Source organism: Mesorhizobium sp. M1295, assembly GCF_040318135.1.
Lineage (GTDB): Bacteria > Pseudomonadota > Alphaproteobacteria > Rhizobiales > Rhizobiaceae > Mesorhizobium.
Genome location: NZ_JAMYLU010000008.1, coordinates 14,541 through 40,790 on the forward strand (window position 1 = coordinate 14,541; position 26,250 = coordinate 40,790).

At 63.2% G+C, this 26,250-nt stretch carries 30 protein-coding genes and 1 pseudogene; 1 reads left to right on the plus strand and 30 read right to left on the minus strand.

Annotation, left to right across the window (positions count from 1 at the left end):
• Positions 1 to 2: 2 nt before the first annotated feature.
• From trbL to trbB, 7 genes are read right to left on the minus strand one after another with little or no spacing between them, the layout of a single operon-like run.
• The gene (trbL, locus tag NKH29_RS13340) at positions 3 to 1,364 is read right to left on the minus strand and encodes a P-type conjugative transfer protein TrbL (protein ID WP_352999753.1); all 1,362 of its coding nucleotides are present in this window, start codon (positions 1,362 to 1,364) and stop codon (positions 3 to 5) included.
• A 1-nt stretch (position 1,365) separates the two neighbouring features.
• Entirely contained in the window at positions 1,366 to 1,785 is a 420-nt protein-coding gene (gene trbK-alt / locus NKH29_RS13345; protein WP_352999755.1) for a putative entry exclusion protein TrbK-alt, read from the minus strand.
• On the minus strand, positions 1,772 to 2,530 hold the full coding sequence (gene trbJ, locus NKH29_RS13350; RefSeq protein ID WP_352999757.1) for a P-type conjugative transfer protein TrbJ: 759 nt from the start codon (positions 2,528 to 2,530) through the stop codon (positions 1,772 to 1,774). Before trbJ ends, trbK-alt begins: the two co-directional genes overlap by 14 nt.
• On the minus strand, positions 2,527 to 4,980 hold the full coding sequence (gene trbE / locus NKH29_RS13355; RefSeq protein ID WP_352999759.1) for a conjugal transfer protein TrbE: 2,454 nt from the start codon (positions 4,978 to 4,980) through the stop codon (positions 2,527 to 2,529). Before trbE ends, trbJ begins: the two co-directional genes overlap by 4 nt.
• A 14-nt stretch (positions 4,981 to 4,994) precedes the next feature.
• Positions 4,995 to 5,291, minus strand: coding sequence for a VirB3 family type IV secretion system protein (locus NKH29_RS13360; RefSeq protein WP_352999761.1), 297 nt, complete (start codon positions 5,289 to 5,291; stop codon positions 4,995 to 4,997).
• The gene (locus NKH29_RS13365) at positions 5,291 to 5,584 is read right to left on the minus strand and encodes a TrbC/VirB2 family type IV secretion system protein (RefSeq protein WP_352999936.1); all 294 of its coding nucleotides are present in this window, start codon (positions 5,582 to 5,584) and stop codon (positions 5,291 to 5,293) included. Before NKH29_RS13365 ends, NKH29_RS13360 begins: the two co-directional genes overlap by 1 nt.
• A gap of 35 nt (positions 5,585 to 5,619) precedes the next feature.
• Complete coding sequence (gene trbB / locus NKH29_RS13370; protein ID WP_352999762.1) at positions 5,620 to 6,636, minus strand: P-type conjugative transfer ATPase TrbB; 1,017 nt, start codon at positions 6,634 to 6,636, stop codon at positions 5,620 to 5,622.
• Between the two features lie 345 nt (positions 6,637 to 6,981).
• Between trbB and NKH29_RS13375 the strand changes: the two genes are divergently transcribed.
• A complete protein-coding gene (locus NKH29_RS13375) occupies positions 6,982 to 7,110 on the plus strand; it encodes a hypothetical protein (RefSeq protein WP_352895648.1) in 129 nt (42 codons plus the stop codon).
• 198 nt (positions 7,111 to 7,308) lie between these two features.
• On the opposite strand, the gene NKH29_RS13380 is transcribed toward NKH29_RS13375, so the two are convergent.
• The 23 genes and pseudogenes from NKH29_RS13380 to NKH29_RS13490 form a co-directional block, all read right to left on the minus strand.
• A complete protein-coding gene (locus NKH29_RS13380; protein ID WP_352999763.1) occupies positions 7,309 to 7,626 on the minus strand; it encodes a helix-turn-helix domain-containing protein in 318 nt (105 codons plus the stop codon).
• The gene (locus NKH29_RS13385; protein ID WP_502911257.1) at positions 7,623 to 7,970 is read right to left on the minus strand and encodes a type II toxin-antitoxin system RelE/ParE family toxin; all 348 of its coding nucleotides are present in this window, start codon (positions 7,968 to 7,970) and stop codon (positions 7,623 to 7,625) included. The genes NKH29_RS13380 and NKH29_RS13385 overlap by 4 nt, the downstream gene beginning before the upstream one ends.
• Before the next feature lie 350 nt (positions 7,971 to 8,320).
• Positions 8,321 to 8,776 (minus strand): ribbon-helix-helix protein, CopG family, encoded by a 456-nt coding sequence (locus NKH29_RS13390; protein ID WP_352999767.1) that lies wholly within the window; start codon positions 8,774 to 8,776, stop codon positions 8,321 to 8,323.
• Between the two features lie 7 nt (positions 8,777 to 8,783).
• Positions 8,784 to 10,769: a conjugal transfer protein TraG gene (locus tag NKH29_RS13395; protein WP_352999768.1), complete on the minus strand. Its 1,986-nt coding sequence runs from the start codon at positions 10,767 to 10,769 to the stop codon at positions 8,784 to 8,786.
• Between the two features lie 27 nt (positions 10,770 to 10,796).
• Positions 10,797 to 12,536, minus strand: coding sequence for a relaxase/mobilization nuclease domain-containing protein (locus tag NKH29_RS13400; RefSeq protein WP_352999770.1), 1,740 nt, complete (start codon positions 12,534 to 12,536; stop codon positions 10,797 to 10,799).
• Between the two features lie 243 nt (positions 12,537 to 12,779).
• The gene (locus tag NKH29_RS13405) at positions 12,780 to 13,553 is read right to left on the minus strand and encodes a lytic transglycosylase domain-containing protein (RefSeq protein ID WP_352999772.1); all 774 of its coding nucleotides are present in this window, start codon (positions 13,551 to 13,553) and stop codon (positions 12,780 to 12,782) included.
• 3 nt (positions 13,554 to 13,556) lie between these two features.
• Positions 13,557 to 13,892, minus strand: a complete 336-nt coding sequence (locus NKH29_RS13410) for a DUF736 domain-containing protein (protein WP_352999774.1) — start codon at positions 13,890 to 13,892, stop codon at positions 13,557 to 13,559.
• Between the two features lie 69 nt (positions 13,893 to 13,961).
• The gene (locus tag NKH29_RS13415; RefSeq protein WP_352999776.1) at positions 13,962 to 14,465 is read right to left on the minus strand and encodes a S26 family signal peptidase; all 504 of its coding nucleotides are present in this window, start codon (positions 14,463 to 14,465) and stop codon (positions 13,962 to 13,964) included.
• A 38-nt stretch (positions 14,466 to 14,503) separates the two neighbouring features.
• Positions 14,504 to 15,025, minus strand: coding sequence for a DUF2840 domain-containing protein (locus NKH29_RS13420; protein ID WP_352999778.1), 522 nt, complete (start codon positions 15,023 to 15,025; stop codon positions 14,504 to 14,506).
• On the minus strand, positions 15,022 to 15,264 hold the full coding sequence (locus tag NKH29_RS13425; protein ID WP_352999780.1) for a hypothetical protein: 243 nt from the start codon (positions 15,262 to 15,264) through the stop codon (positions 15,022 to 15,024). The genes NKH29_RS13420 and NKH29_RS13425 overlap by 4 nt, the downstream gene beginning before the upstream one ends.
• Entirely contained in the window at positions 15,261 to 16,421 is a 1,161-nt protein-coding gene (locus NKH29_RS13430) for a replication initiator protein A (protein ID WP_352999782.1), read from the minus strand. Before NKH29_RS13430 ends, NKH29_RS13425 begins: the two co-directional genes overlap by 4 nt.
• Before the next feature lie 18 nt (positions 16,422 to 16,439).
• A complete protein-coding gene (locus NKH29_RS13435) occupies positions 16,440 to 16,721 on the minus strand; it encodes a helix-turn-helix transcriptional regulator (RefSeq protein WP_352677189.1) in 282 nt (93 codons plus the stop codon).
• Between the two features lie 140 nt (positions 16,722 to 16,861).
• Complete coding sequence (locus NKH29_RS13440) at positions 16,862 to 17,407, minus strand: DUF2285 domain-containing protein (protein WP_352999784.1); 546 nt, start codon at positions 17,405 to 17,407, stop codon at positions 16,862 to 16,864.
• 16 nt (positions 17,408 to 17,423) lie between these two features.
• Positions 17,424 to 17,627 (minus strand): transcriptional regulator domain-containing protein, encoded by a 204-nt coding sequence (locus NKH29_RS13445; RefSeq protein ID WP_352999786.1) that lies wholly within the window; start codon positions 17,625 to 17,627, stop codon positions 17,424 to 17,426.
• A gap of 133 nt (positions 17,628 to 17,760) precedes the next feature.
• Positions 17,761 to 18,021 (minus strand): DNA -binding domain-containing protein, encoded by a 261-nt coding sequence (locus tag NKH29_RS13450; RefSeq protein WP_352999788.1) that lies wholly within the window; start codon positions 18,019 to 18,021, stop codon positions 17,761 to 17,763.
• A 177-nt stretch (positions 18,022 to 18,198) separates the two neighbouring features.
• A complete protein-coding gene (locus NKH29_RS13455; protein ID WP_352999790.1) occupies positions 18,199 to 18,525 on the minus strand; it encodes a DUF736 domain-containing protein in 327 nt (108 codons plus the stop codon).
• A gap of 606 nt (positions 18,526 to 19,131) precedes the next feature.
• A complete protein-coding gene (locus NKH29_RS13460) occupies positions 19,132 to 19,572 on the minus strand; it encodes a hypothetical protein (RefSeq protein ID WP_352999792.1) in 441 nt (146 codons plus the stop codon).
• 135 nt (positions 19,573 to 19,707) lie between these two features.
• Positions 19,708 to 19,875, minus strand: a complete 168-nt coding sequence (locus tag NKH29_RS13465; RefSeq protein ID WP_008877981.1) for a hypothetical protein — start codon at positions 19,873 to 19,875, stop codon at positions 19,708 to 19,710.
• 604 nt (positions 19,876 to 20,479) lie between these two features.
• Positions 20,480 to 21,463 (minus strand): ectoine utilization protein EutC, encoded by a 984-nt coding sequence (eutC, locus tag NKH29_RS13470; protein ID WP_502911248.1) that lies wholly within the window; start codon positions 21,461 to 21,463, stop codon positions 20,480 to 20,482.
• Complete coding sequence (gene eutB, locus NKH29_RS13475) at positions 21,460 to 22,434, minus strand: hydroxyectoine utilization dehydratase EutB (RefSeq protein WP_352999794.1); 975 nt, start codon at positions 22,432 to 22,434, stop codon at positions 21,460 to 21,462. The genes eutC and eutB overlap by 4 nt, the downstream gene beginning before the upstream one ends.
• A 222-nt stretch (positions 22,435 to 22,656) precedes the next feature.
• Positions 22,657 to 24,051: pseudogene (locus NKH29_RS13480) on the minus strand (NAD-dependent succinate-semialdehyde dehydrogenase); the annotation flags it as partial.
• Positions 24,052 to 24,067: 16 nt separating this feature from the next.
• Positions 24,068 to 25,018: a 2-hydroxyacid dehydrogenase gene (locus NKH29_RS13485; RefSeq protein ID WP_352999796.1), complete on the minus strand. Its 951-nt coding sequence runs from the start codon at positions 25,016 to 25,018 to the stop codon at positions 24,068 to 24,070.
• Positions 25,019 to 25,024: 6 nt separating this feature from the next.
• A complete protein-coding gene (locus NKH29_RS13490; protein ID WP_352999798.1) occupies positions 25,025 to 26,242 on the minus strand; it encodes an NAD(P)/FAD-dependent oxidoreductase in 1,218 nt (405 codons plus the stop codon).
• Between the last annotated feature and the right edge of the window lie 8 nt (positions 26,243 to 26,250).

A 26,250-nucleotide genomic window follows, 5' to 3' on the forward strand; every position in this document is an offset into this window, starting at 1 on the left:
GCTCAGTCACTTTCAGAGAGGTTGATCGAGGAGCCGCCGCCATGGCTGTCGCCACTGCGAACGGCGTGAGCGGCGGCCTGGGCGCCATGGGTCATCTGTTGCGAGCGCTTCATGCGCTTAGCCCAGGCGGGCTGACCTTCCGTGGCGGAGGACGCGACGGGAGCGGAGCCGGCTTCGGGGGTGTTCGCGCCGACTGTGCCGGCGGTGGATGATCCGCCCGTCGTCTCGAAGGCAGCGCGAGCGCCGGACTGGTAGCTGTGCTTCATGCTGCCTGCCGCATGATTGGCCGCGCGCTTGAGCGGTGAGACGGCACCTTGGGCACCGGCGCTGATGACACCGCCGAGCCCGGATGCAACACTGGAAAAGCCAGACTCTCCGGCCGCGCCGAGCTGGTAGGCTGTGGATGCCCTGCCCGCGGTCGCGGCACCGCGACGGGCCGCCGCGGCTGCGCCGCCGCTAACAGCCGCGCCGCCGGACACGACGGCGCCGGCGGCCGCCGCGCCCACTGCTGCCATGCCGCCGGCGGCGAGCCCGGTGCCGACCGCCGCGCCCGCGCCGAGCTGCGGGCCGCCGGAGACGAGACCGTTGGCAATGCCCGGTCCAAAGATCCCAAGGCCGAGCAGTGACAGCGCGGCCAGCACGATCGCCATGGCATCGTCGATCGACGGCGTGGTGCCGCCGAATCCCGAGGTGAACTCGGAGAAGAGGGTCGAGCCGATGCCGATGATGACGGCGAGCACGAGCACCTTGATGCCGGACGAGATGACGTTCCCAAGCACCCGCTCGGCCATGAAGGCGGATTTGCCAAACAGACCGAAGGGGATCAGCACGAAACCGGCGAGCGTCGTCAGCTTGAACTCGATCAGGGTGACGAAGAGCTGGATCGCGAGGATGAAGAAGGCCAGCAGCACCAGCGCCCAAGCGAAGAACATGCAGGCGATCTGGATGAAGTTTTCGAAGAAGGACCAATAGCCCATCAGGTTCGAGATCGAGTCCAGCAACGGCCGGCCGGCGTCGAGCCCGGTCTGCGCCACCTTGCCCGGGCGCATGAGATCGTTGACGGTAAAGCCCGTACCCGAGGCCTTCAGGCCAAGCCCGGCGAAGCTTTCGAAGACGATGCGGGCGAGATTGTTCCAGTTGGAGATGAGATAGGCAAAGACGCCGACGAACAGCGTCTTCTTGACGAGGCGCGCCATGATGTCGTCGTCCGCCCCCCAGGACCAGAAGAGCGCAGCCAACGTCACGTCGATGACGATCAGGGTTGTGGCAATGAAGCCGACCTCCCCGCCGAGCAGGCCGAAGCCGCTGTCGATGTAGCGCGTGAAGACTTCGAGGAAATGGTCGATGACCCCCATGCCACCCATATCAGCGAATCTCCGGCCGAGGCGGCTCGACCTGCATCGCGGGAGCGGTCACATCCGTCCCCTCCCCTTCTTTCCGGTCGGCTGACGCCGGCACATCAGGGAATAACGTTTTCGGGGCAACGGCAGCAGGCGCGGTTGCCGAGTCATGTTGACCGAGAAACCGGCGCCGGCTCTCTGCCCACGCTTTCAGGCAGCCGGGATCGCGAGGGCCGGCCTCGCCGATCCCGGTACAGCGGCGCAATTCGGCCGCGAGCGGGTCTTGTAACGCCAAGGGACGGCCCCGCGTCGCAATAGCGTCAGGCTGCTCGTCCTTGCTGCTCATTTCGATCGCGGTCACTGTCAAAGCGACCGCGATGAAGACGACTGCGCCGATGCGAGCGAGGATCTTGCCATCCATCGCGCCGGCCTCAGTTGTTGCCATAGAACATCTGCGCACTGCCGGGCTGGTAGCCCGAGCCCTGCGTCAGGAAGCGGCGGCGCTGCTCCCGGCCCTGGTCGGCGGCGGTGGCCTGTTCGGCCGATTGCAACGCCTGCGCCCGACCGTTCGCGGCGACGACCGCGGTGAGATCGGCGAGCTGCTGCGCCTGAAGCGCGAGGAGCTGGTTGCCGGCCTGTGTTGCCTGAAGCGCTCCGGTCGCACCCTGGCTCTGGCCGACCAGCGCCGACATCTGCGTTCGATTGGTTTCGATGTTGCCGACGACGCCCGCCTGCACACGCATGGCGTCCTGAAGGCCACCGACAGTGTTGCCCCAGCGCGATCGCGCGTCGGCGACGAGTTGCTGATCCGAAGCCGACAGCGAGACGTTGCCGTATTTCTGCTGGAAGGCCTGATCGATCTGCTGGACGTCATAGGCAACGTTCTGCGCCTGACCGAGCAGTTGCTGCGTACGCTGCACGGACTGCTGGAGCTGTTGCAGCGAGGAGAACGGCAGGCTTGCGAGATTGCGGGCCTGGTTGATGAGCATCTGCGCTTCATTCTGAAGCGAGGTGATCTGGTTGGTGATCTGCTCGAGTGAGCGCGCCGCCGTCAGGACGTTTTGCGAATAGTTGGAGGGATCGAACACGATCAAGGCGTGTGCCGGCGTCGCCAGCATCGGCGCGACGGCGGCGGGAGCGACAAGCAGGGCGGCAGCGAGCCGCATGCCAAGGGAACGGCGCAGTTTCATGGGGACTTCTCCTTGTTGGTGAGGGCGGGGCTGGTTAGGGCGGGAACGAGTTCAGCGGCCCAGCCGACGCCACGGTGGTTGAGCCAGGCAGCGAGGAAATTGGCGCGGCCGTGCTTAGCGACGATGCGGGAGATCGCGGCCTGGTCGGTCTTGGCGGATACGGCGCAGAGCGCGAGCGCCACATCCGACAGGCCGAGCTCGAACAACCGATTGCCGCGACGGGACTGGCAGTAATAGTCGCGCTTCGGCATCGCCCGCGCGATGATCTCGATCTGCCGATCGTTGAGGCCGAAGCGGCGATAGATCGCCGTGATCTGCGGCTCGATGGCGCGCTCGTTCGGCAGCAGAAGCCGGGTCTGGCAGCTCTCGATGATCGCCGGCGCGATTGCCGAACCATCGATGTCGCTGAGCGACTGCGTGGCGAAGATGACGCTGGCGTTCTTCTTGCGCAGCGTCTTCAGCCATTCGCGGAGCTGGCCGGCAAAACTATCATCGTCGAGCGCAAGCCAGCCTTCGTCGATGATGAGAAGTGTTGGCGAGCCATCGAGCCGGTCCTCGATGCGATGGAAGAGATAGGACAGGACGGCGGGCGCAGCACCCGTTCCGATCAGTCCTTCGGTTTCGAATGCCTGGACCGACGCCGATCCGAGATGTTCGCGCTCGGCATCGAGCAGGCGGCCGTAGGGACCCCCAACGCAATAGGGACGCAATGCCTGCTTGAGATCATTTGATTGCAGCAGGACGACCAGACCGGTGATGGTGCGCTCCTCGACAGGCGCGGACGCCAGGGAGTTCAACGCCGTCCAGATATGCTCCTTAACCTCAGGCGTGATCGCCACGTTCTCCCGCGTCAGGATCGACACGATCCAGTCGGCGGCCCAGGCGCGCTCAGGGACATGATGAATGCGGGCGAACGGCTGAAGGCTGACGCTGTCGATCGCCCCATCACTGAGATCGCCGCCGAGATCATGCCAGTCGCCGCCCATGGCGAGTGTGGCCGCGCGGATCGAGCCGCCGAAATCGAAGGCGAATACCTGTGACCCTGCATAGCGGCGGAACTGCAGCGCCATCAGTGCCAGCAGCACGGACTTGCCGGCGCCGGTCGGGCCGACGATCAGCGTGTGGCCGACGTCGCCGACGTGAAGCGAAAGCCGGAACGGGGTCGAGCCTTCGGTCTTGCCGAAGAGCAGAGGGGGCGCTGCAAAATGCTCGTCCCGTTCCGGCCCCGCCCACACCGCGGAAAGCGGGATGATGTGGGCGAGATTGAGGGTGGAGATGGGAGGTTGACGGACGTTGGCGTACACGTGACCCGGCAGGCTGCCGAGCCAGGCGTCGACGGCGTTGATGGTTTCGATGATCGCCGCGAAATCGCGGCCCTGGATGACCTTTTCGACCAGGCGCAGTTTTTCGTCGGCGGCGTGGGGATCATCATCCCAAACCGTCACCGTCGCGGTGACATAGGCCATGCCAGCATAGTCGGCGCCGAGTTCCTGCAGCGCCATGTCGGCGTCGGCGGCCTTGTTTGCGGCGTCGGTGTCGACGAGGACGGACGCCTCGTTGGTCATCACCTCCTTGAGGATCGCCGCGACCGACTTGCGCTTGGCGAACCATTGACGCCGGATCTTTGTCAGCAGCCTGGTGGCATCGGTCTTGTCGAGCAGGATCGCGCGTGTCAACCAGCGATACGGAAAGGCCAGCCGGTTCAGTTCGTCGAGCAGACCCGGCGTGGTCGCGGTCGGGAACCCCGTGACCGTGAGAATGCGCAGATGCGACGCGCCAAGCCGGGGCTCGAGCCCGCCGGTCAGCGGCTGGTCAGCCAGCATGGCATCGAGATACATCGGCGTTTCGGGCACGCGGACACGGTGGCGATTGGTCGAGACGCAGCCATGCAGATAGGTCAGCGTCTCGGCGTCATCGAGCCAGCGGCACTCCGGCATGAAGGCTTCGACAAGGCGCAGGACGCGGTCGCTGCGATCGGCGAACCCGGTCAGCACCGCATTGGGGTCGAGGCCCCTCTTCTCGCGGCCTTCGTAGAGCAAGCTTTCCGCTCGCGCAGTGTCTTCGGCGGGCGCGAGATAGGTGAGCGTCAGGAAGTAGCTGGACTCGAAATGCGCGCCAGCCTCCTCGAAGCCCGCCTTGCGCTCCGCGTCGACCAGCGTCGAGGCCGCATCCGGAAAGCTGCTGTCGGGATAACGGGTCGAGGCATGGCGCTGCGCTTCGACGAAGATCGCCCAGCCGGAGCCGAGCCGGCGAAAGGCATTGTTGAGCCGGCCGGCGACGGCGACCAGTTCTGCCGGCACGGCGCTGTCGAGATCGGGGCCGCGAAAGCGCGCGGTCCGCTGGAAGCTGCCATCCTTGTTGAGGACGACGCCGGCGCCGACCAATGCCACCCAGGGCAGGAAGTCGGCGAGCCGGCTGCTACGGTTGCGATATTCGGCAAGGTTCATCATCGGTGCGACCTCGCTCAAACAGTGAGATGCGCTGGGATGCGCAAATGCCGGCGAACGACGTCGACGAAAAGCGGATCGCGCTTGGCGGCCCAGACGGCGGCGACATGGCCGATCGCCCAGATGGCTATGCCGACGAGCCACAGGCGCAGCCCCAGCCCCACGGCGCCGGCGAGCGTCCCGTTCATGATGGCAATGGCACGCGGGGCGCCACCGAGCAGGATCGGCTCGGTCAGCGCCCGGTGCACGAGGACCGCATAACCCGGCACTGCGTAGTCCGGCATTGGGCCGCCCTGTTCGACAGCGCCCGCCATCAGACCAGCGCTCCGCCGCCGAACGAGAAGAACGACAGGAAGAAGCTCGACGCCGCGAAAGCGATGGACAGGCCGAACACGATCTGGATGAGCCGGCGGAAGCCGCCAGACGTGTCGCCGAAGGCGAGCGTCAGGCCGGTGACGATGATGATGATCACCGCCATGATCTTGGCGACCGGGCCCTCGATCGACTGGAGGATCTGTTGCAGCGGTTGTTCCCACGGCATCGACGAGCCGGAGGCAAAAGCGGGCGCGGCCATCACTAGGATGAGCGTGGGAACGAAAACTGTCATGGCGAGACGATGGCGCGCGAGGCGCAGGTGTTGGATCACGGATTTTCTCCTTCAGGGCTTTGGATGAGCAAGGTCGGGCTGTCGTCGCCCTCGATAACGGCTGACGCGACCTCGTAATCACCGTCCGGGCGCAGGCCATCGATACGGGCGAGTTCGGACAGACGGCGCGCGGAGCCGCGGCCGGAAAGGACGGCAACCAGGTCGATAGTCTCGGCGATCAGCGCGCGTGGAACCGTGACGACGGCTTCCTGGATGAGCTGCTCCATGCGTCGGAGCGCGCCAATGGCGCTGCCGGCGTGGATCGTGCCGAGGCCGCCGGGATGGCCGGTGCCCCAGGCCTTGAGCAACTCGAGCGCCTCGGCTCCGCGCACCTCGCCGACCGGAATGCGGTCGGGGCGCAGGCGCAGCGACGAACGAACGAGATCGGAGAGCGACGCGACACCGTCCTTCGTGCGCATTGCCACGAGATTTGGCGCGGCGCATTGCAGTTCGCGCGTATCCTCGATGATGACGACGCGATCGGCGGTCTTGGCCACTTCAGCGAGCAGCGCGTTGATCAACGTGGTCTTGCCAGTGGATGTGCCGCCTGCAACGAGGATGTTCGCGCGGTTGGCAATGCCCTGGCGCAGCGCGTCCGCGTGCTGCGCCGACATGATCCCGGTCGCGACATAATCTTCGAGGGTGAAGATGGCGACGGCGGGCTTGCGGATCGCGAAGGCGGGCGCCGCGACGACGGGAGGAAGAAGCCCCTCGAACCGCTCCCCCGTCTCGGGCAGCTCGGCCGAGACACGTGGGGCGCCGGCATGGACCTCGGCACCGACATGATGAGCGACGAGGCGGACGATGCGTTCGCCGTCCGCCGCCGACAGGCGCTCTCCTGTGTCGGACAATCCCTCGGACAGGCGATCGATCCACAAACGCCCATCGGGATTGAGCATCACCTCGACGATGCCGGCGTCGTCGAGATAGCGCGCGATCGCGGGTCCGAGCGCTGTGCGCAACATGCGTGCGCCGCGAGCCAGACCTTCTGAATTGTGAGGCGAAGCTGCCATCCTGTCCCCGTTTCGATCCGGGGAACATCGGCGGCCCCTGGACGGGGATGATTAAGAGAGCCGTATCTCGAGTGGTTTCAACACCTATGTCGAGGCGTAGTGGCGTAGCGTGCAAATACAGGAGATCGGCGGTGCCGACGTAAACGGCGCAAGGCGGCAATTATTAGTTCTGCTTTAGGTACGGCGATTATCTATATGGTCCTCGACAGGCCGGTACCCGCAATCCACGAATTAGACTGCGCATATCACGCCGTACAAAGGCGAATCCGCTGCGACAGCTACGAGGGTTGCCCAGCGTCTCTTGATTTTGTACCAAACCCAAGATCGAAAACATGGAGCCTGATCATGGACGACTACGACAACGAAAAAGGCGCAAAACCTGAAGACGTGCGCGCCTCGTTGAAGGGATGGGCTTGGTTTATTGCTCTGACGTTCGGGATCTTTGGTGCCGCCTACGCTTGGATTGAGGTCTAAGCGCGCGCCTTAGGTACGGGGCTTAGAGAGCCGACGCTGGCGCGCTGCAACACCGTCGATAGCGTCGAGTCGCTGCGAAGCCCAGCTGCGAAATTTTCACCGTAGGTCTGACGAAGGGTGTCCACCTTCGTCTTCCCGTGCTTTTCGCTAATCCTACCGTCCTGGTTCAATTGTCCGCTCGCCGGCAAAGCCGTCCGATCAAGCGGCTTCAGCACGAGTTGACCGTCGAGTCTTGTGGCGAACCACCACGTCGACCTTGTAGTCGAGCCGGTCCAGACAGCGAACCAGCCTGTCTATTGAAAACTTGCCCGTTCGCCCGGTGACGATCGCGGAGACGTCCGGCTGTTTCATTCCGAGCAGTTCAGCCGACTTCGCCTGGGTCAGGCGCCGGCGCTTGATAATGGCGCGGATCTCGCGGGCCAGCTTGGCCTTGAGCAATTCCTCCTCGGGATTGTCAAAGCCGAGGTCCGCAAACACGTTGCCGCTGCTCACTTCGGCGGTGATGTCTTCTGTCACGACTTTGTTCCTTTCCCATAGTTTTCGCGGTAGTGCGCCTCGGCCGCCTTCAATCGCACTGTCACGAGATCGATTTCGTGCTTGGGCGTCTCCCTGCCCTTCTTCGACTTCTTCTGGAAGCAATGAAGGACGTAGATCATACCAGCGAAGCGGACGGTGTAGACGGCGCGGTAGGTATCTCCGTCGAAGTCATCGACCACCTCAAGGATGCTGCGGCCCCCAAACCCTTTCAGGGCTTTGACAGCCGGGTGCTCCTCACCATTCTGGGCGTCGTTGATTGCGACACCCATCAACCGGCGAACATCGACCGGAAACTCGCGCAGGTCGTCCTTCGACGACCCCATCCATACCGTGGGCTTTTGGTTTTTCATTCGGCCTTGCCTCATAGCATACAGACTATAATTTTTCAACGAAAACCTGACACGCTTGGGTCACTGAAAAATAGCTGGTCCGGACCAGACGGCTGTTGGTCATAGAAGCTCATGAAGGGCGGCCCTCTTGCAATCACGGATCTGAAATTGCGGGTTTCTCGCCCAACATGGTTCCCGTATAAGCGACCCCACCCTGCGGCTGTCTAGTTCTCTTCTGCCAAACTCGACAGGTTGGCAAAACGCGTTCTATGACAACATATCGTTCCAACGCTTTGATATGTTTTGACAATCGATGCTTTCAAAATCTCAGTCCGCCAGTCCATTTAGCGCACGGGCATGCCGGGCTGGTGTGTGTCCAGACCGCCATCGATGTCCTCGGAGACTTCCTGCCGAAGCTTTGGACCTCTGGCCAGGCGCCGGCCGAGTGCGGTGACGAAGGCATCATAGCGCTCGCCCGCCTTGGCATGGGCGGCCTGTGCCGCTGGCTCGGGCAAAGCCGGTGTGGTCGCCAGCCAGAAGCGGACGAAAACCGCGAGAGTCTCCACGGCAATTGCGACATCGCGCTCCTGGCGTGTCATACGGCGATCGAGCTGGTCAAGCCGCTTGGTGATCGCCGCCTCCTGTCGCTCGGCGGCATCGGGTGAGAGGAACGACTCGATGGCTGCCTCGGCGACGAGCGACCGTGACAAATCACGGCGCGCCGCATGTTCGGCCAGGCTGCTCATGACCTTCGGATCGAGATAGACGGACAGGCGTTGTTTGCGGGGTGGCTTTGCCATGGGAGCCTCACATATCCACGCCGTCGCCGGGGTCGAGCGACGCCTGCCGCGCAATACCTTGCATCAGACGCGTCAGTCGACGGTTGCGGGCAACCTCGTCCTCCACGTCGTCTAGGCGATCGATCTCGAATTCGTTCTCGGTCGAAGGCTTTACGACCTGCTCGACGCGACTGAGCTCAGGTTGCCGACGACGCTCGGAATCAGTTGTGTCGTCATCCGTGGCCGACGGCGCCGACGTCGCTTCAACAAGCTGCGGACGGGAAGGCAGAGGCAGTTTCGTCCAGTCGTCTGGCCTCCCCTCCTCCGCCGCCGCTGCCAGCACCGGCGGCGGCAGGATACGCTCCCGGAAGCGAGCATCCTCATGATAGCGCGCCTTTTTGGCGCGGATCGGCGGCGCACCCGAGACCATGACAATCTCGTCAGTGGACGGGAGTTGCATCACCTCACCCGGCGTGAGCAGAGGGCGAGCCGTCTCCGAGCGGGAGACCATGAGATGACCGAGCCACGGCGACAGCCGGTGGCCGGCGTAGTTCCTCATGGCCCTCATCTCCGTCGCTGTTCCCAGCGCGTCGGACACCCGCTTGGCGGTGCGCTCATCGTTGGTGGCAAAGCTTACCCGGACATGGCAGTTGTCGAGGATCGAGTTGTTCGCGCCGTACGCCCTCTCGATCTGATTGAGGGATTGAGCGATCAGAAAGCTTTTCAGCCCGTAGCCGGCCATGAAGGCGAGCGCTGACTCAAAGAAGTCGAGGCGGCCAAGAGCCGGAAACTCGTCAAGCATCAGGAGCAGCCGGTGCCCTTGCGCCCTCATCTGCAGATCTTCTGTCAAGCGGCGACCGATCTGATTGAGGATCAGGCGAATGAGCGGCTTGGTCCGGTTGATGTCGGACGGCGGCACGACGAGGTAGAGCGTCGTCGGATGCTTGTCGCCGACGAGGTCACTGATGCGCCAGTCGCAGCGGCGCGTGACCTCGGCCACGACAGGATCGCGATAGAGGCCAAGGAAAGACATGGCGGTGGAGAGCACGCCAGAGCGCTCGTTGTCGGATTTGTTCAAGAGCTCCCGCGCGGCGCTGGCGATGACCGGGTGCGGACCGTCCTCACCCAGATGCGCTGTCTTCATCATCGCGGACAGCGTCGATTCGATCGGACGCTTCGGATCGGAAAGAAAGCCGGCGACGCCGGCAAGCGTCTTGTCCTGCTCGGCGTAAAGCACATGCAAGATCGCGCCCACCAGCAGGGCATGGCTGGTTTTCTCCCAATGGTTTCGCCGCTCGAGCGAGCCTTCTGGATCGACCAGGATGTCCGCGATGTTCTGGACGTCGCGGACCTCCCATTCGCCGCGGCGCACCTCGAGCAGCGGGTTGTAGGACGAGGATTTCGGATTGGTTGGATCAAACAGCAGGACCCGGCCATGCCTGGCGCGGAAGCCCGCGGTGAGCTGCCAGTTTTCGCCCTTGATGTCGTGGACGACGGCTGAGCTCGGCCAGGTCAGTAGCGACGGGACGACAAGGCCGACACCCTTGCCCGAACGTGTAGGCGCAAAGCACAGCACATGCTCCGGTCCGTCGTGGCGCAGATAGGCGCCGTCATATCGCCCAAGCACCACACCATCGGGGCCGAGAAGGCCAGTTGCCTTGACCTCCTGCTTGTCGGCCCAGCGGGCGGAGCCGTAGGTCTCGACCTTCTTGGCCTCGCGAGCCCGCCAGACCGACATGCCTATGGCGACGGCGACGCAGGTGAAACCGCCGGAAGCCGCGATAAAGGCTCCCTCCACGAAGATCGACGGCGCGTAGGCATCGAAGCCATACCACCACCAGAAGAAGGACGGCGGAAGGTAAAACGGAAAGCCCAGGACACGGAACCATGGCCTGCCGAGTTCGGGCTGGAACGCCAGGCGCCAGGCCACCCACTCCGTCGCGCCCCAGGTCGTGAAAATCACGATCGCGACGACCGCGAGGATCTGGCCCCAGAGTATCTTGGTGGCGGACATAGAAGCAGTCCTTTCTTCACAAAGAGGTTAGAGGCCGAGGCCTCGCTTGCGGCCAAAACTCCAGTCGATGCCGTCGTCATCGCGAGCGACGCCAGAGACGTGGCGGCCAAGATGCTTTTCGAGAGACGGCGTCCAGGGCACCAGTTGGAAACCGAGGCCGTCATCGATCATGGCGAAGCGGCCCGACGCGAGCATGAAGCGCTGCCGGTAGGAACCGGTGACATATGCGCCGCCGCGGGCGCGGTTGAAAGGCTGGCCGGTTTCGGCCGAGAGCTTTTCGCCGAGCGCCTCCAACTCGCGGCGACGCAGCGTGTCGATCAGGTTGCGGGTGAAGCTGATGCGTTGGCCATGCCGCTCGCCGAGGCCCTGTTCGACGAGACGGTCGGCGCGGCGCTGCATCGCCTGCCGCACCTCGGCGCCGAAGCCGCCTTCCGACAACGCAATCGGTTCGCGGGCAATGTTCTGGCGGTCGAGCCAGGTGGCGCCGGCGGCGGTTGTCTGCTGCTCAATGTTGAGATCGGAACGGACGGCGAGTGCTGCGCGCGGATGCCCCTGCGCGTCATGGAACTTGCGCAGTTCGACGATCGAACCCGGAGCGCTGTCGCCCGCGGCATCGAGGTCGAACAGCTTGATGTGATGTGTGCGGCCGTCGGTGCCATCGACCACGGCGTAGGCACTGCCCTTCAGCTCATCATCGAGGCCGCGGTCGACCAACCGACCGACGATCGGCGTGTCGAGGCGCTCCGCTGCCAGCACATAGTTCGCGGAGCCGCGCTCAATGCCCTGTTCTGTCAGGGCGCGGTGCATACGCTTGATGATGTCACCGCGTTCGCCAAGCTCGCGCAGCGTCGCCTCGGCCTTGTCGTCGATCATCCACTGGCCCGGGCCGACCTGTTCGGCAAGGCCGAGGGTTTCGAGCTTGCGCACCCGCCCGACCTTCAGCACGTGATACTCATCGGGCTGAGCGTTCGCGGCGGAGGCAAGGTCGACAACGCCTGTGTCGCGGCCATCGCGAACAAGCTGCCGGTCAAGCTGGGTCCAACGTTCGGCCTCGACCTGACGCTGCAGATTGCGGCGGATGTCGTGATCGGTGCGCGGGCCGAGCTCCTGCGTAACGAGGTCGGCGGCGCGGGCGCGCATCCCCTCCTTGATGTAATCGCGGGAGATCACAAGATCCTGCCCGTCATAAGTCTGGCCGCGCAGGATGATGTGAAGGTGCGGGTTATCGGTGTTCCAGTGATCGACGCCAGCCCAATCCAGTTTTGTGCCGAGGTCCTTTTCCATCTGGCCCATTAGATCGCGGGCGAAGGCTTTGATATCCGCCATGTCGACGGCATCTTCCGGCGAGACGATGAAGCGGAAGTGGTGCCGATCATCGCTGCACCGCCCGGCAAAAGCACCGCCATCCACCTCCACGACTTCCGGCCCGAACAGCCTTGCCTTCTCCCCGTCACGGGTGACGCCCTCGCGGCGCAGATAGCTGAGATGGGCGGCAAGCGGCGCGGCGCGCGCGTGATGTCGCACCAGCCGTGTCTTGATGATCACGGTTCGCGAGCGGCCGGTGAGGAGACGATTGGCGCGCACGCTCGCCGAGCGGCCACGCCCGAAGGTCGAGCGATTACCCGGACTGATCCGGCCGGTGCGAGAGATACGAGCGCCGGCCTTCTGGGCGGCGGCAAGCGCCTGCGCGATGAAGGGCCTGGCCCGCTGGGCGCCCGATGAGCGGATGCGGCCGGGCCGGATTCGGAAACCATCCTCACCGTTCATGGCGAAGATCCGCACATCGTGTCAAGACACGGAAATCACGAGTAAATCGGTGTTCCGGCGAGGTGCGCGAAACCTTCGCACCTCGCGGAAATGCTGCATAACCTATTGAAACAACACAACCGATCGGCGCCGCACCTCGCGGCCTTTTATCTCGCCATCTTCCGGTTGTTTTGCCCACCTTCCGCCTCCATCCACGCCACGGTGCGCTGGGGCTCGCGGTTGCGCGAAGACGCCCATGTGCGCTCATGGCCGGATCCCTTCGCCCGCTCGCGCCACGAAGAGGCCTTCGGACAGCGGCACGATGGCGGAGACATCGCGCACGGTGGGTGCGGAGCCCGCGTCATTTGGTGGTCGCTCGGTCGGCACGAGAGCGACAGCTTGTATGCGATCCGACTGACCGACGAAGAGCGAGCCGTGCTTCCACGGAATGGCCTCGACAGATGTAACGGCGAAAGGGCGCATACCCCCGCTTTCACCGATCAGGGGGGCAAGTGCTGCGACATAGGCGCGGGTCTCGGCCGGTAACGGACGCCCAGTGAGGTAGGCTTGGTAGCGCGCAGGTCCCGCGTTGTAGGCGGCCAGAAACCCCGGTGAGCCGAAGCGATCGTGCAGTTCGCGCAGGTACGCCGTTCCTGCCAGGATGTTGTCCCGGGGATCGAATGGATCGCGGCCAAGCGACCAGCGGGCGCGCAGATCATCCCACGTGCCGGGCATGATCTGCATCAAGCCGCGGGCGCCTGCGCTGGAGACGGCGCGCACATCGCCCGCACTCTCCTTGCGCATGATGGCGCGTATCAATGCGGTTGGAACGCCGAAGCGGTGCGAGGCTTCTGCGATATGCGTGCCGAAAGGATCGCGCTGCGACGATCGTGTGAGAGGTGTTTCCTGCGCCACAGCCGCCGCCGGCATGACGGTCGCGACGGACAGGCCGCAAAGCAGGAGCAGAGCCATACGCCGGGCAGCACGAAACGGCCTGGGCGCACCGCGATGGCTCGTCGACGGACGGCGAGCGCGCATCGTTCAATCCTTCTCGCTACGGTCGCGCGGGCGCGCCCAGTGCAGCGACCAGGACGTCTTGTCGTCGCCATCGCGAAAGAGGTTCGCGCGTATCGGCTGCGCGAAGGTCGGGTCGTCGAGCTGGATCGAGACATAGTCTCCGGCCTTTTCGCTGGAGCGTTTCCAGCCGGCGCCGATCTCGGGGCCGTCCTCGCTTCCGGCGTGAACGCGGTAGTCGGGCGCATTCTCCGTTTCGCTCGCCTCTGCCGCCACAATGGCGATATCGAGGTTAAGACTGAGCGTGTGGATGCGCCCGCTATAGCCAGTCTTCTGGCGCGTGAATTCCCCGATCTGTTGCATGTCAGGCTCCTGTTTTCAGTTGTGCGGTATTGAAGGCTGGCGGCACGACGCGCGCCGCCGGTCGCGCGCTCACCGCGTTGGCGCGCGCCATTCGAAGCGGCCGTTGCCGTCCTCGTCTGTCCACAGCGGGACGGCGCGACCGATGATCTGGCTGGTGGAAAGGAGGCCGAAGTAACGTCCGTCCAGGCTGTCGCGGACCTGCCGATTCATCAGGAAGACTTCCCCGGTAGGGATGCGGTGGCAGCCCTGCCAGACCGGCAGGTCGCGGCCGGCCCGATCACGCTCGAGCGCCGCGCCCGCCTCGATACCATTGACTGTGATGGTGAGGTTCGAGCGACAGACACGTTGCCCGGAAACGCCAAGGATGCGCTTCAAGAGTGGCACGCCCCTCGGCAGATAGCCGCGATCAGCGAGGAACGCCGCAAGTGGCTCGGGCGCTTCGACGGCCACAAGATCGGTGACCTCGAAGGGTTCGTCGAAGTCGATCGTGTAGAAGCCAATCGGTGCGCTAGCTGACGCATTCCAGATGAGCTTCGTGGGCATCGAAGTGAGGCCGGAATAGCCGACGCCCATGGTTGCGAGAACGCTAGCTAGGATGATCCCGGCGCGCCTCACGGCTCGGTCCTCTTGCGCAGCAGGAAGGCGCGATGTTGGTCGAGCGTGTAGCTGCGCGGCGCGTGGCCGGCGGTAATCCGGTTGTGGATGTGCCGCCAATGATCGGGCGACACCAACTCAGGCTCGATGTCGAGGCGCTGGATGGCCTCAATCGTCTGCAGCACGCGTTCGACCTTGGGCCAGCTCTCGACCTTCAGCAGGATGTCGCCGCCCGGACGCACGAAGGGCAGCGTCTGATAGGCCTCGCCAGACGCGACCGCACGCACGATGTCGATGCGTGAGATGATCGTTCCAAAATCGTTCGCGGCCCAGCGCACGAAGGCGAAGACCGCGCCGGGACGATAGGACAGGATGCGCCGGCGACGATCGACAATCTGTTCCTGGGCGTGCGTGCCGAACCGTATCCAGTTCTCGATCCTCTTCTCGACCCAGGTCAGTTCGACATGGACGAGATCATCGCGAGCGTGGTGCGTGGCCGGGAAGGCGTCGCGCATGCGAGGAGCCGCGATGCCGGTCATGTAGGTTCTCCTGATGTTGCCGGGAATTCGCGCGCGAGCATCTCGTGCAGCGTGTTGGCGACGATGACGTCGTGCTCGAAAGCGGCGATGCGTGCGCGCTCCTGAGTTGTCATGTCGGTAGTCGGCCGCACGCCGAAGGTCGCGAACTGATGTCCCTTGCAGGTCAATTCACCGGCGAGAAGCAGCGTCAAAGTTGCCTTGCCGACACGGCTCTGTTGATTGAGGAGTGCGGCGATCATCGGGTGGCTCCCGAGCGCGGATCAAGAGGCGGATTCGGGGCTTCGGAGACGCTGGCTGCCGTGCTGCTGCCGTCAGAAACCGATGGCGCATTCGAGGTCTTGTCGGTGTCTATGCTGAGTGCGTCGCTGGTTCGCCGGACGAGGCTCTGCACATTGCGCGCGGGCTCTTCAAGGTTAGAATCTGGGTTAGAGTCTAAGTTAAGGGCGCGATTTCGGCTTTGCTTTCCTAGGGTTAGGCCCCGTTTGGGTTCCTGATAGCACGAGCCCGCGGTTCCCGATGGCACGACAGTTCCGGTTCCCGATAGCACGAGGCCGTCCACAGGCTTTGCACAGGAGGCGATCCGCTCGAAGGCGAGCAGCGTCCGGCCGCCCATCTCCACTTCGAGGAAGAGCGTGTAGCCGGGCAGCGGCTGGCGGCGGATTATGTCGCGCAGCTCGAAGGCAAAGCGCTTGTAGGGCGACAGGCTGCCGGATTTCAGGTGAAGGTGACGGAAGTCGAAGCGCCAGCCGTCGCGCTGGCGTCCGCCATGCTTGCGCACCAGCCGATAGAGCCAGCGCTCAAGCCCGCCAGTCAGGTCGAAATAGGCGCGATCGATCGTCAGTACGAGCGCGTCATCGAGGACTGCCTGGTAGAACCAATCGGGGACGATCAACTCGATCCCCGCGGGTTTGCCACGGCGATCGATGCGCTCCTGCCACTCATTGATCCATGAGAAGCGGTGACGCCGGCCTTCGGCGGGCTGACGGATTGTCGTCGAGACGGTGGTCGACTGCAGCCGATCAAGCGCCGCCTTCAGGCGCTGATAGTCGCGCAGGCTCTTGCCGCGGCCGACGAAGGTGAGAATCTCATAGGGCGTTGCGGCCATCAGGCGCGAGGTGCGAAGCCCGGTGTCGCGCGCCTCGACGATCTGGCTCGCGGCCCAGATCAGGATGTCGGCGTCCCAGATGGTCGCCATCCCATGATCGGGTACGGCTTCCACCCGGATCGTGACGTTGCCTGCGGCAAAATCGATCGGGGTGATGCGATGGGTCTTGGAAAGGGAGAAGAACGGATAGGCCATGAGATCCTGCGCGTCTCGTGGGGCGAAGTCGCCAGGCAGCGCCCGGAACAGGTCGAGCTGCCCGCGCTCCGAAAGGGATTGGTTTCGCGCCACCATTTGGAAATCCGCGCGCGGTCAGCGTGCGTATCGTCCGCCATGCGCCGGCGGCGTCGGTGTGTGACGCTTGGCGGGCAGGACCAACCCACGCGGATCGGATGTAGAGGTGACAGCGCCGCGTTCGGCCCAAGCCTGAAGATCGTCGACGGCATAGACGACACGGCCGCCGAGCTTGCGGTAGGAAGGACCAGTGCCATAGGTCCGGTGCTTTTCGAGCGTGCGGGCGGACAAGCTGAGGAAATCCGCGGCTTCCTTGGTGCGCAGGAAGCGCGGCGGCAAGACGGCGATATCGGGTCGCATGGGTCGGACCTCCGTGGGGTTTTGGGCCGCCGCTGGCGTTCAGCGGTGGACGGCGACCACGGTGGCGGAGAATGGGCTTCGCAAGGGATGGGGAAGTTGAGGGGGGCTAAAATCCCACCCCTTGTCCGGGGCCAGAACCGCTATGATCGACGGCGATGACGCAGGATCTGCAAATAGCCACCGCCAATCATGGCGGTGGCGCCTTCGACCAGGCCGATCACCGCGTCGCGCAGTGCGGAGGTTTTCCAAGGATCGGCAGCGACGCGCTTAGACCCGTAAAGGGCGACGGCAATGTCGCGGTAGCTCGCGCCATTCGAGTGGCCGTCAGCGGCCTGCATCATCAGACGAAAGCGGCGTCGCTGCTGTGGTGTCATCCGCCTGTCCGAAGCTGTTGGGCGCTTTTGCCAGGAACGCCAGAAACGGGTGAGTGCTTCGATCCGTCCCAACGTTTCTGCATCCAAGGGGATCAGCGCCGCCAGGTGGCCGTGCGGGTCACTGCCGGGCAGAAGGAGAAGTTGGGTCGCGACACCTGCACTATGGACACTGTGACGTCCTTCCGGGCTGTCGTGGAGCACGCCCAGGCCGGTCAACGGCGCCGATCGCACGGACGACAGGAATTCCGGCGCCGGCACGAGAGAAACCACAGCTGGATCGACGTTAGGCGACCACAGAACGTCTTGCGCCAAGGCGGACAAATCCGGCCTAGCCGGGAAATCGTAACCCCCACAGCCGCTGTGTCTCAGGGTGGAAGGGTGCTTTTTCGGCTCTTGTGGTCAGAAGCGCTTGGTAGTGCCGTTGATAGGGTTCGTGACGCCGCAGACACTCCCAGGCGAGCCCTTCGATGGGTAATGTATCGAAATAGTCATAGCTGTCATTGTCTCGCCAATGCGACGTATCCGGTCTCATCCAAGAGCTCCTCGCAACAACGCGTAGACCCCGCCTCCAAACGATTCCGGGTTGTAGCGATTGGCGAAAGACCCTTGCCGGGCATCGGGTGATGCCACTTCGGCATCACCCGCGAACCACAGACGCCGTGGCGCTAGTTGCCGGCTCGACGCAAGAGATGACGGTAGCCCGCACGCGCCATCCAGCGCGCTCGCGCCAGATGGCTGTCGTGGATGCGCCGGGCGCGTTGTGGCTCCTTCGTCAGATCAATGCCGAAGAGGATTTCGACCACCTCGCGCCAGTCCGCGCCGTCGTCGGCGGCGTCAAGCAGGCGCACATAGAGCTTGACGTGTTCCCGATCGTATTCGGTGAGTTCGTCACTGGTCGGCGCGGTTTCGTCAAACGGCTCGATCATCGCTTGCCTCGTCTTCACAGAGTGAAAGCCTGCATTTTATAGAAACAACAGCGCCGACGGAGGATAGTTGATTAGCATCAGGCGATGCGGTTTCGGCATCGCTCTCGGCTTGAGTGAACCGAACCGGACGTCCGCGGAAGAAGGCCCCGGCTTTCCCGCCGGGGCCTGCGCGGGTCCTCAGTCACCCCGCCGCGCGTTCGGGCGGGACCAGATGAGCGAGAAACCCTCACCTTCCTCGTCGTCGAAGAGGTTGGCGTAGATCGGGGCGTTGAAGCTCGGATCGTCGAGCTTGAGACCCAGGTAGTCGCGGCCCTCGTTGGAGGTCTTCGACCATGCGGCGCCGATCTCGGCGCGGCCGACCAGAACCCGGTGGCTGGGAGCGTTCTCGCCAGTGGCGCGTGTCTCTGGGACGATGCGCACGTTCTTGGCCTGGACACTGAAGGTGACGATTTCGCCGGTGAACTCGTTCGCGGTGGTCTTCTTGAAGGTGCCGATGGTAGCCATTGTAGGTCTCCGTTTTCTGTTCCCGAGCCCGCACCATGCGGCCTCGATGGCGATCGGTTGGCCGGCGGCGACCGACGACGCATCGCTGGCGACCGGAGCAACGCGGAGGACGGCGCAGGAACGGCTTTCTTGTCTCGCGAGGAATGGCGGCGCTCGGGGTCCCCATGCGCTTGCGGCATGGGGTGGGAGCCGGCAGGGGAAGAAAGTCGAGACGCGCCGTTGCGGCCTATGCGGTCGAGGCTTCAGCCGTCCTTCGGCCAGATCAGCCCATTGAAGAGGCCGTTTGGAGCGCTCTTGGGACAGATTGGCAACGGAGACGTTGGCGTCCAACGCGTTTCCGGCAGATAGCTACAGGCTTCACCGGCATCGCCCACGCATTCCAGGCACAGATTCGGCGCACCTCCAACGCCGCCGCCACCGCCCGCGCTGCCGTCCTGCTACCGACTGGTCGGTCTGCCATGGGCATCGACCGAAGAAAGTCCAAGTCCACAGACGGGCCGCGCCGGCACCATTGCGCGATTCTGGCATGGAACCCGATTGCTCTCCACCGATAATGAGGTGGCTATGCCTTCGTCGGCCTGGTCCACCCGCGTCCCCCGCGCGGGTCTAGGCTCGAACCACGTCCCTGCCGGATTGGTCGGCGGCTGTCATGCCCGCGACCCGGAGATATGCCGTGACGCCGACGGCGGTCGCGCCAATGACGGATAAGACGATCTGCCAGGTTTCCGAAGGCATCATGTGCTTCGCGATGCCATGAGTGGCATGGTAGCCGGCAACGATCGCGGGAGCGACGAAGACCATCGCGATCGCCAGCTTCGCCCACATGGGGCGAACGACGCCAAGGAGGATTTGGGCGACGCCGAGCGTCAACCCGGCTGCGAGGCTACCGACGAGGATCGCGCCAAGCCAGCCGGCACCGGTGTTGAATGCCCACGTGCCTGCGCTGACGCCGACGAACAACGGCAGGGCGAAGATAGCAAGCCTGAAGAGCAACCAGCACAGGATGCCGATGGCCGCGATACAAAGAAACATGCCGAGGATGATCATGGTGGTGTCTCCGAGAGAATATCTCTGGCGATTACGCCTTCCACCACCACCTGGCGCAGTGCACAGCATAGCAAAGGAAAAGCGCGGGCGAAACCCGCCGGTGTTCTTGCGTCGCCAGGCTCGATGTCCGCCCCGTCATGGGGCGAACGGGTCGATTTCGCCGATGATGGCGGTGTCGTCGCCGTCATACTCGTTCGCCGGCACGACCGAGAGAGTACCGTCGCCAGCACGAAAGATGACGATGGTGACCATGAGAGTGGCGGCGAGGCTGAAGGCGAAGGCATGTGCGTCGGCGAAGGACATCGATCCGGCTCCTGTTTGAAGCGGAGGACCCTCCCCCGCTGACAGGCGCCGATGTGTTCGGCCGACGGCCGCAATCACCGCGAAGGCGAAGCCGGAGCGGCGGCACGCTTCGCGTAGTCCGACCCCTTGCGGGTTGATGGCGTCAGGCCGTCGGCTGAACCAAGGATCAGCGTCGTATGGCAGGGGGTGGTGCTGTGCTCCTGGAAGTGACGGACGATCTCCGAAGCCGCCCGCGCCATTCCTCGCGCACGAACGCTGCACCTCGGCTCGAAGCGTGTCGAAGACTGATTTCCCCGTTCGGCGGAAAGCCGTCCACATTGCGCCGGGGTGGTCATCGGCCGCCAGTTTCGAATGACCGAAGTTGGGCCGGAAGCGGTCCGACCTCTTTCGGTCAGCATTTTTTGAAAAGCAGTCGTTCCGCTCACACCCGTGGCGCTCGCCTTGACGATCTAACAGCCAACTTAAGAACGGACAGCTGGCTTGATGCTGCTCTGCTGATTCCGATGGGTGTCTTGGCTCCCGATAAATGGGCAGCAGGTCGGTCGGCTAGCGTCTCCTCGGGCAGGAGCATGTTAATCTAATGAGGGCTATCAGAGCTCGTTGGTCATTCCTTCTGTCGTTTACGTGACCGTGCGAATGCGAAGTTAGCGATAGCGGTGTCTTGAATCCCTGTTCCGGTGAGATCCCCGATCGTGATCTGGTCGGCACTTGTCCGCCCCGCCACCTCACCGGCAATGAGCTGTCCGAGCTCGGCGAAGCACGCATTCTCTTCAACTGCACCCGCTTCGATGGCGTGATGCAGTTCGCCGAGGCGTCTCGTTTGTGCCAGGCTGTCGGCCACGTAGGTGTCGGCACTAGCGATCACCTGAGGCTCGATCTCATTCTTGTGTTCAGCATCTGATCCCATCGCTGTTATGTGCTGTCCGGGTTCAAGCCAGCGCGACAAAAAAACGGGAGTTTCAGCTGGCGTCGTCGTGACAATGACATTTGCCCTCGCGACAGCCTCCTCCTGGGTCGCGCAAGCGACAACGTCGATCCCCAACTCGGCGGACAATTCTCGCGCGGCGAGGTGGGCCTTCGCTCCGACGCGTGCCCATATGCGGGCCGAACGAATCGGGCGGACCAACATGAGTGCTTGCAACTGAAGACGGGCTTGCTGCCCCGCGCCCAGAATGGCTGCAATCGAAGCGTCTTTGCGGGCGAGATATTTCGCGGCGACTGCGCCGGCAGCGGCTGTGCGCAGATCGGTCAAGTAACCGTTATCCAGCAGCAGCGCCTGTACGACACCCGTCGTGCTGGACAGCAAGACCATCAAACCGTTCGTGCTCGCCAAGCCGATCTCAGGATTGCCGAAGAAACCCGGGCTGATCTTGATGGCGAAGCCGTCCAGACCTGGCACATACGCTGTCTTGACGTCGACTTCTCCGCGATGCTCTGGAATATCAAGCCGCAGGATGGGCGGCATGACAACTTTTCCCGTGGCCAAGGTGCGAAATGCCTCCTCCACGCAGCGGACGATGTCGACATCCAACTTCACCAAGCCCCTCAGTTGAGGCTCGGTCAAGATCAGCGGTTTGGTGATACTCATTCGTGTTCCGTTTCGTCTGTTATGATACGGCGATGCAGCTGCATATCTATGTTGCGGCCCGACAGGACGGTCACAGTGGGACCTCGGAGGCCGCTTACCTTGTTCGCCAACAAAGCTGCGATCCCAACCGCACCTGCGCCTTCGACAATCTCGCGCTCTTGCAGGTAGGCGTGTCGGATACCGGCGGCGATCTCGGCCTCGCTCAAAAGAATGACTTCGTCCAGGAGATCTCCGCACATGGCAAAGGTCAGCCTGTTGTGAATACCAATGCCGCCACCGAGGGAATCCGCGAGGCTCTCGAATTCCTCCACTTTGATCGGGTGACCAGCATCCAGACTGGCTTTCATCGCCGCGCCACGCTCCATCTGGACTCCAATAACGCGCGCACCGGGCCGCTGGGATTTGATCGCGCGTGCCACACCCGAGGCGAGGCCACCACCGGAAAGCTGAATTAGCACGGTCGCGACATCCGGCAGTGCATCGATGATTTCCAACCCCAACGTCCCTTGGCCGGCGATGATCGCTGGATGGTCGAAGGGTGGAATCGGATAAAGACCCTCGCTGAAGACCAGCCGATCGGCCTCTTCCTGCGCCTCATCCTGTGATCGTCCTACAATGTGGACATCGGCGCCAAGACGGCGAATCTCGACAATCTTGTTGTCCGGCACCAAGCTTGACATGCATATCGCGGCCTTCACGCCACACGCTTTCGCCGCGAATGACAAAGCTCTCCCATGATTACCTGTAGAAGCAGCAACGACGCCTCGCGCGCGCTCGTCCTCGGTCAATTGAAGAAGCGCGTTGAAGGTGCCTCGCAGCTTGAAACTTCCCGTGGCCTGAAGATGTTCGAGCTTGAGGTGAACGGACACACCACAGAATTCCGATAGCGAAGGCGATGACACGAGCGGGGTCGGAAAAATGCAGCCGCCGATCCGATCGCGGGCCTTTTCGATGTGTTCTAAATCAACCATTCAATCGTACCTCGATCGACATCGATGCAGCGAATTCGCATGGTGCTATTTGAGAGGCCCATAGCCCAAGCTCCTCGATGATTTTTTCCGAGGGCTGCCCGGGCGTGTCACCTGGCCGTCCCCAGCCCCACACGCTGATCGACCTCCCTACCAGGTAACCGCGATGTACTTCGTCTCGCAGAACTCGAGAATCCCAACGTGGGCGCCCTCGCGGCCGAGCCCGCTCTGCTTCGTTCCGCCGAATGGCGCTGCAGGATCAGACACGAGACCGCGATTCAGCCCGACCATGCCGCTGTCCATCTGTTCCGACACGCATGCCGCGCGCCAGATCTCGGGTGTAGACATACGATATGAGACCGTACTCCGTGGCATTGGCCAGCTCGATAACCTCGTCTTCGGTATTGAAAGTTGCGAGTGCGGCAATCGGACCGAAAATCTCCTCAGCTGAAATCCTCGAATCCGGCGAGACGCCGGACAACACCGTTGGAGCGAAGAAGTATTCTTCACCATCGAGCGGTCCGCCGCCGACGAGCACCTTGGCGCCTTTCGTCGTGGCGTCGGACAACAAGGCGGTCAGCCGCTCGACAGCCTTTCTGTTGATCAACGGACCGCATTGCGATTTCGGATCGTATCCGGCCCCGACCTTCATCGACTTCATGCGCTCGACAAGCCCGGCGGAAAATGCTTCGGCAATGCCGGACTGGACGTAGAAGCGGTTCGCCGCCGTACATGCTTCTCCGCCGTTGCGCATCTTCGCCACCATTGCGCCCTCGATGGCCGCATCCAGGTCGGCATCGTCGAAGATGATGAAGGGGGCATTTCCGCCGAGTTCCATAGAGCACGACACGACGGTTCCAGCTGCCTCGCGCAGGAGCGTCCTGCCGACCTCGGTGGAACCGGTAAAGGAGAGCTTACGCACGTGGGGATCGTTCAGCATTGCGCTGACGACCGGTCCGGACTGCGAGGTGGTTACGACATTGACTACGCCGTCAGGCACTCCGGCTTGCTTGTAAAGGTTGGCCAGCACGAGCGCGGTCAGCGGCGTCTCCGTAGCAGGCTTCAACACGCATGTGCAGCCCGCCGCAAGCGCCGGCCCGATCTTGCGCGTGGCCATGGCAGCCGGGAAATTCCAAGGAGTGATGAGAACAGCGATCCCGATTGGCTGGTGTTGAACGATGATCTTGTTTGCACCGCCCGGCGCTGTCGATATCTCGCCATTGAGACGAACGGCCTCCTCCGCAAACCAGCGAAAGAACTCCGCAGCGTAGGCCACCTCTCCCTGCGCGTCGTTCAAGGTCTTGCCGTTTTCCAGGCTGATGAGTTCGGCAACATATCCTTGTTTTCGATCATCAGCTCGAAGCAGCGGCGCAGGATCTCTGAACGCTTGCGCGGAGCGGTGGCCGCCCAATTCTTCGCAGCTCTGTCGGCGGCGGCAATCGCCTCCATCGCGTCATCGACAGTCGCATCCGCAACGGACACGATCACGTCTCCGTTCGATGGATCGATGACGTCTATGGTCTTCCCCTCCGTGCCGCGTCTCCATTGTCCGTCAATGAAAAGGCCGGTGGGTAGCGAAGCGACGTCCAGAGGCGAAGAGAATTTTGCGGCAACGTTCATGTCCGCCAGCCTTTCGTTATCTTTGATCGGAGAAATTGGATTCGGAAAGTTCCGCGAGATCCACCAGTCCCGTTGGATCAGCGCCGACGAGAAGACGCTCTACGTTCTGCACGGTCGTTAACGCCGCGCTTTTCGCCTGCGTGGTTGCCGCGATATGCGGTGTGACAACCACCCTCGGATGCCCCCACAGGGGATGCTCTGGCGGTAGCGGCTCGGGATCGGTCACGTCGAGGAACGCGCCCGACAGCCTGCCGCTATCCAACGACGACAGCAGCGCGTCGGCGTCGAGCTGACGTCCCCTGCCGGCATGGACGAGGCAGGCGCCGCGCGGAAGGGCGCCGAACAGGTCTTCGTTTAGAATTCCGATCGTATTCCCGGTTAGCGGCAGCAAGCAGACGAGTATGTCGGTCCCTGCAAGCATCTCCCGCAACCCGGCTTGGCCCTTGTGGCAAGTCACGCCGTCTATGGATCGCCGCGACCGGCTCCATCCCGAGAGGTGGAAACCGAACGGCTGCAGCCCGCGAAGTGCGGCTTCACCCAGCACGCCCATGCCGAGTACGGACACCCTTCGGTCAACCGCCTGCGAACGTTGCTCGAGCTCCTTCCAGACCCGGCGCCGCTGCTGATCGATATAGAGATGCAGATTTCGATGGAGCGAAAGGACAGCCATAGCGACATATTCTGCGACCATCCTTGTGATGCCCTGATCTACCATGCGAACCAGCTTCACACCTGGAGGAATCGAGGCCCCTGCAAACTGATCGACTCCCGCGCCAATGCAGAACACAGCCTCAAGGTTGGGATATCGCCGAAGGTTTTCCGGCACGTTCCAGGTCATGATGAAGCGGATGTCGTCGTCGCCGATGGCGTCCGGGTCCATGCAGAACCGAACATCCGGCAAGTGCTCCGAGAACACCTCGGCAAACACGGCCCCTCGGGTTGCATCACAGAGGAACAGAAATGCCATGCCGCCTCACGCATCCTTGCGACGGCGCAGCGTCTTCCGGTCATGGCGCTCATACATCCAGTACACAAGCGGAATGAACCATGGACGGCCGCGGTAAAACGGTACGGCTTTGGGAGCCTGATCGAAGTCGAAAGCCGAGCGCGGCTGCTCGGCGTCTTCGAGGATCTTGAGCGCCGCCTTCTTGCCAAGCCACCGCGCCCACACGATGCCGGAACCGCAATAGCCGGTCGCGTAAATGGTGTTGCCGCGTGAAAAGATACGCGGGATCATATCCCGGTGCATGGCGACATTCCCAAACCAGCTGTGCGTGATGCCGATAGTGTCCAGTTCCGGGAAAAGTCTGGCGAGTTCCGTCCGCAGATTGACAGTCGGCGTGAGCGGATCGCCTGCGGTCGTGCCGTCGCGTCCGCCAAACAGGATACGAGACCCGTCGGGCGACGGCCGATAGTAGTAGCTCAGCTTGCGCATGTCGCTGTACATCATGCGCGCGGGCATCAGCCGGTCGATGACCTGCTTGTCTAGTGGTTCGGTGGCTATGATTCGGCTGCGAACCGGCACCAAGCGGCGGCGTAGCCATGGATCGAACCCGTCGGTGTATCCGTCGGTGCATACAAGGAGTTTCTTCGCTAGGACTTCGCCGCGCTCGGTAGTGACCCGCACGCCAGCGGCATCGCTGGTGGAACCCAGGACCGCGGTGTTCTCGTGAAGAACGGCATCGGTCTCGCGCGCGACCCGGATCATGCCGGCGAGCAACTTCGCGGGCTGAAGGCCGCCGATGTCCATACGGACCATGCCCCCAACATAGAGGTCGGTTCCGATATACTGCCGCACGTCCGATCCTTTGACGGCTAAGGTCTCGATGCCAAGGCTGTCGTGGAGAAAGCCCGCATGACGCCGAAGCTCTTCTGTCTCTTCGGCGGTCATCGCCCCTTCGAATAAGCCGGACAGCGTGAAGTTGGCCTCAATACTCTCCGCGGTGAGAAACCGCCAAAGGTCCTGCCGCGCGGTCTGGCCTTCCAGGAGGATGCCGTTCGCCCTATCCAAACCGAAGCGACGGATCAGTTCCTTGCGGCTAGGCCTGATGCTACCGCTTGCCATGCCACCGTTACGGCTGGAAGCGGCCTGGCCGAGCGACTGGCGATCGAAAAGCTGGACGTGCTTGCCTGCCCGCGCCAACTCGATTGCGGCGGAGAGACCCGTATAGCCGCCGCCGACGATCGCCACGTCGCAGC

Coding starts and splice junctions, on each gene's coding strand:
- trbE (WP_352999759.1), bottom strand. CDS start 4,980: ATGATGAACCTTGCCGAATATCGCAACCGTAGCAGCCGGCTCGCCGAC.
- NKH29_RS13415 (WP_352999776.1), bottom strand. CDS start 14,465: ATGGGCGTCGGCTATTCCGGCCTCACTTCGATGCCCACGAAGCTCATC.
- NKH29_RS13465 (WP_008877981.1), bottom strand. CDS start 19,875: ATGTCCTTCGCCGACGCACATGCCTTCGCCTTCAGCCTCGCCGCCACT.
- NKH29_RS13365 (WP_352999936.1), bottom strand. CDS start 5,584: ATGACAGTTTTCGTTCCCACGCTCATCCTAGTGATGGCCGCGCCCGCT.
- trbK-alt (WP_352999755.1), bottom strand. CDS start 1,785: ATGGCAACAACTGAGGCCGGCGCGATGGATGGCAAGATCCTCGCTCGC.
- trbB (WP_352999762.1), bottom strand. CDS start 6,636: ATGGCAGCTTCGCCTCACAATTCAGAAGGTCTGGCTCGCGGCGCACGC.
- NKH29_RS13485 (WP_352999796.1), bottom strand. CDS start 25,018: ATGGCATTTCTGTTCCTCTGTGATGCAACCCGAGGGGCCGTGTTTGCC.
- NKH29_RS13385 (WP_502911257.1), bottom strand. CDS start 7,970: ATGGGGTCGTCGAAGGACGACCTGCGCGAGTTTCCGGTCGATGTTCGC.
- eutB (WP_352999794.1), bottom strand. CDS start 22,434: ATGGTTGATTTAGAACACATCGAAAAGGCCCGCGATCGGATCGGCGGC.
- trbJ (WP_352999757.1), bottom strand. CDS start 2,530: ATGAAACTGCGCCGTTCCCTTGGCATGCGGCTCGCTGCCGCCCTGCTT.
- eutC (WP_502911248.1), bottom strand. CDS start 21,463: ATGAGTATCACCAAACCGCTGATCTTGACCGAGCCTCAACTGAGGGGC.
- NKH29_RS13460 (WP_352999792.1), bottom strand. CDS start 19,572: ATGATCATCCTCGGCATGTTTCTTTGTATCGCGGCCATCGGCATCCTG.
- NKH29_RS13400 (WP_352999770.1), bottom strand. CDS start 12,536: ATGAACGGTGAGGATGGTTTCCGAATCCGGCCCGGCCGCATCCGCTCA.
- NKH29_RS13450 (WP_352999788.1), bottom strand. CDS start 18,021: ATGATCGAGCCGTTTGACGAAACCGCGCCGACCAGTGACGAACTCACC.
- NKH29_RS13390 (WP_352999767.1), bottom strand. CDS start 8,776: ATGGCAAAGCCACCCCGCAAACAACGCCTGTCCGTCTATCTCGATCCG.
- NKH29_RS13445 (WP_352999786.1), bottom strand. CDS start 17,627: ATGAGACCGGATACGTCGCATTGGCGAGACAATGACAGCTATGACTAT.
- NKH29_RS13405 (WP_352999772.1), bottom strand. CDS start 13,553: ATGCGCGCTCGCCGTCCGTCGACGAGCCATCGCGGTGCGCCCAGGCCG.
- NKH29_RS13455 (WP_352999790.1), bottom strand. CDS start 18,525: ATGGCTACCATCGGCACCTTCAAGAAGACCACCGCGAACGAGTTCACC.
- NKH29_RS13425 (WP_352999780.1), bottom strand. CDS start 15,264: ATGATCGCCGCACTCCTCAATCAACAGAGCCGTGTCGGCAAGGCAACT.
- NKH29_RS13375 (WP_352895648.1), top strand. CDS start 6,982: ATGGACGACTACGACAACGAAAAAGGCGCAAAACCTGAAGACGTGCGC.
- NKH29_RS13435 (WP_352677189.1), bottom strand. CDS start 16,721: ATGCGACCCGATATCGCCGTCTTGCCGCCGCGCTTCCTGCGCACCAAG.
- trbL (WP_352999753.1), bottom strand. CDS start 1,364: ATGGGTGGCATGGGGGTCATCGACCATTTCCTCGAAGTCTTCACGCGC.
- NKH29_RS13395 (WP_352999768.1), bottom strand. CDS start 10,769: ATGTCCGCCACCAAGATACTCTGGGGCCAGATCCTCGCGGTCGTCGCG.
- NKH29_RS13360 (WP_352999761.1), bottom strand. CDS start 5,291: ATGGCGGGCGCTGTCGAACAGGGCGGCCCAATGCCGGACTACGCAGTG.
- NKH29_RS13420 (WP_352999778.1), bottom strand. CDS start 15,025: ATGACCGGCATCGCGGCTCCTCGCATGCGCGACGCCTTCCCGGCCACG.
- NKH29_RS13430 (WP_352999782.1), bottom strand. CDS start 16,421: ATGGTGGCGCGAAACCAATCCCTTTCGGAGCGCGGGCAGCTCGACCTG.
- NKH29_RS13410 (WP_352999774.1), bottom strand. CDS start 13,892: ATGCAACAGATCGGGGAATTCACGCGCCAGAAGACTGGCTATAGCGGG.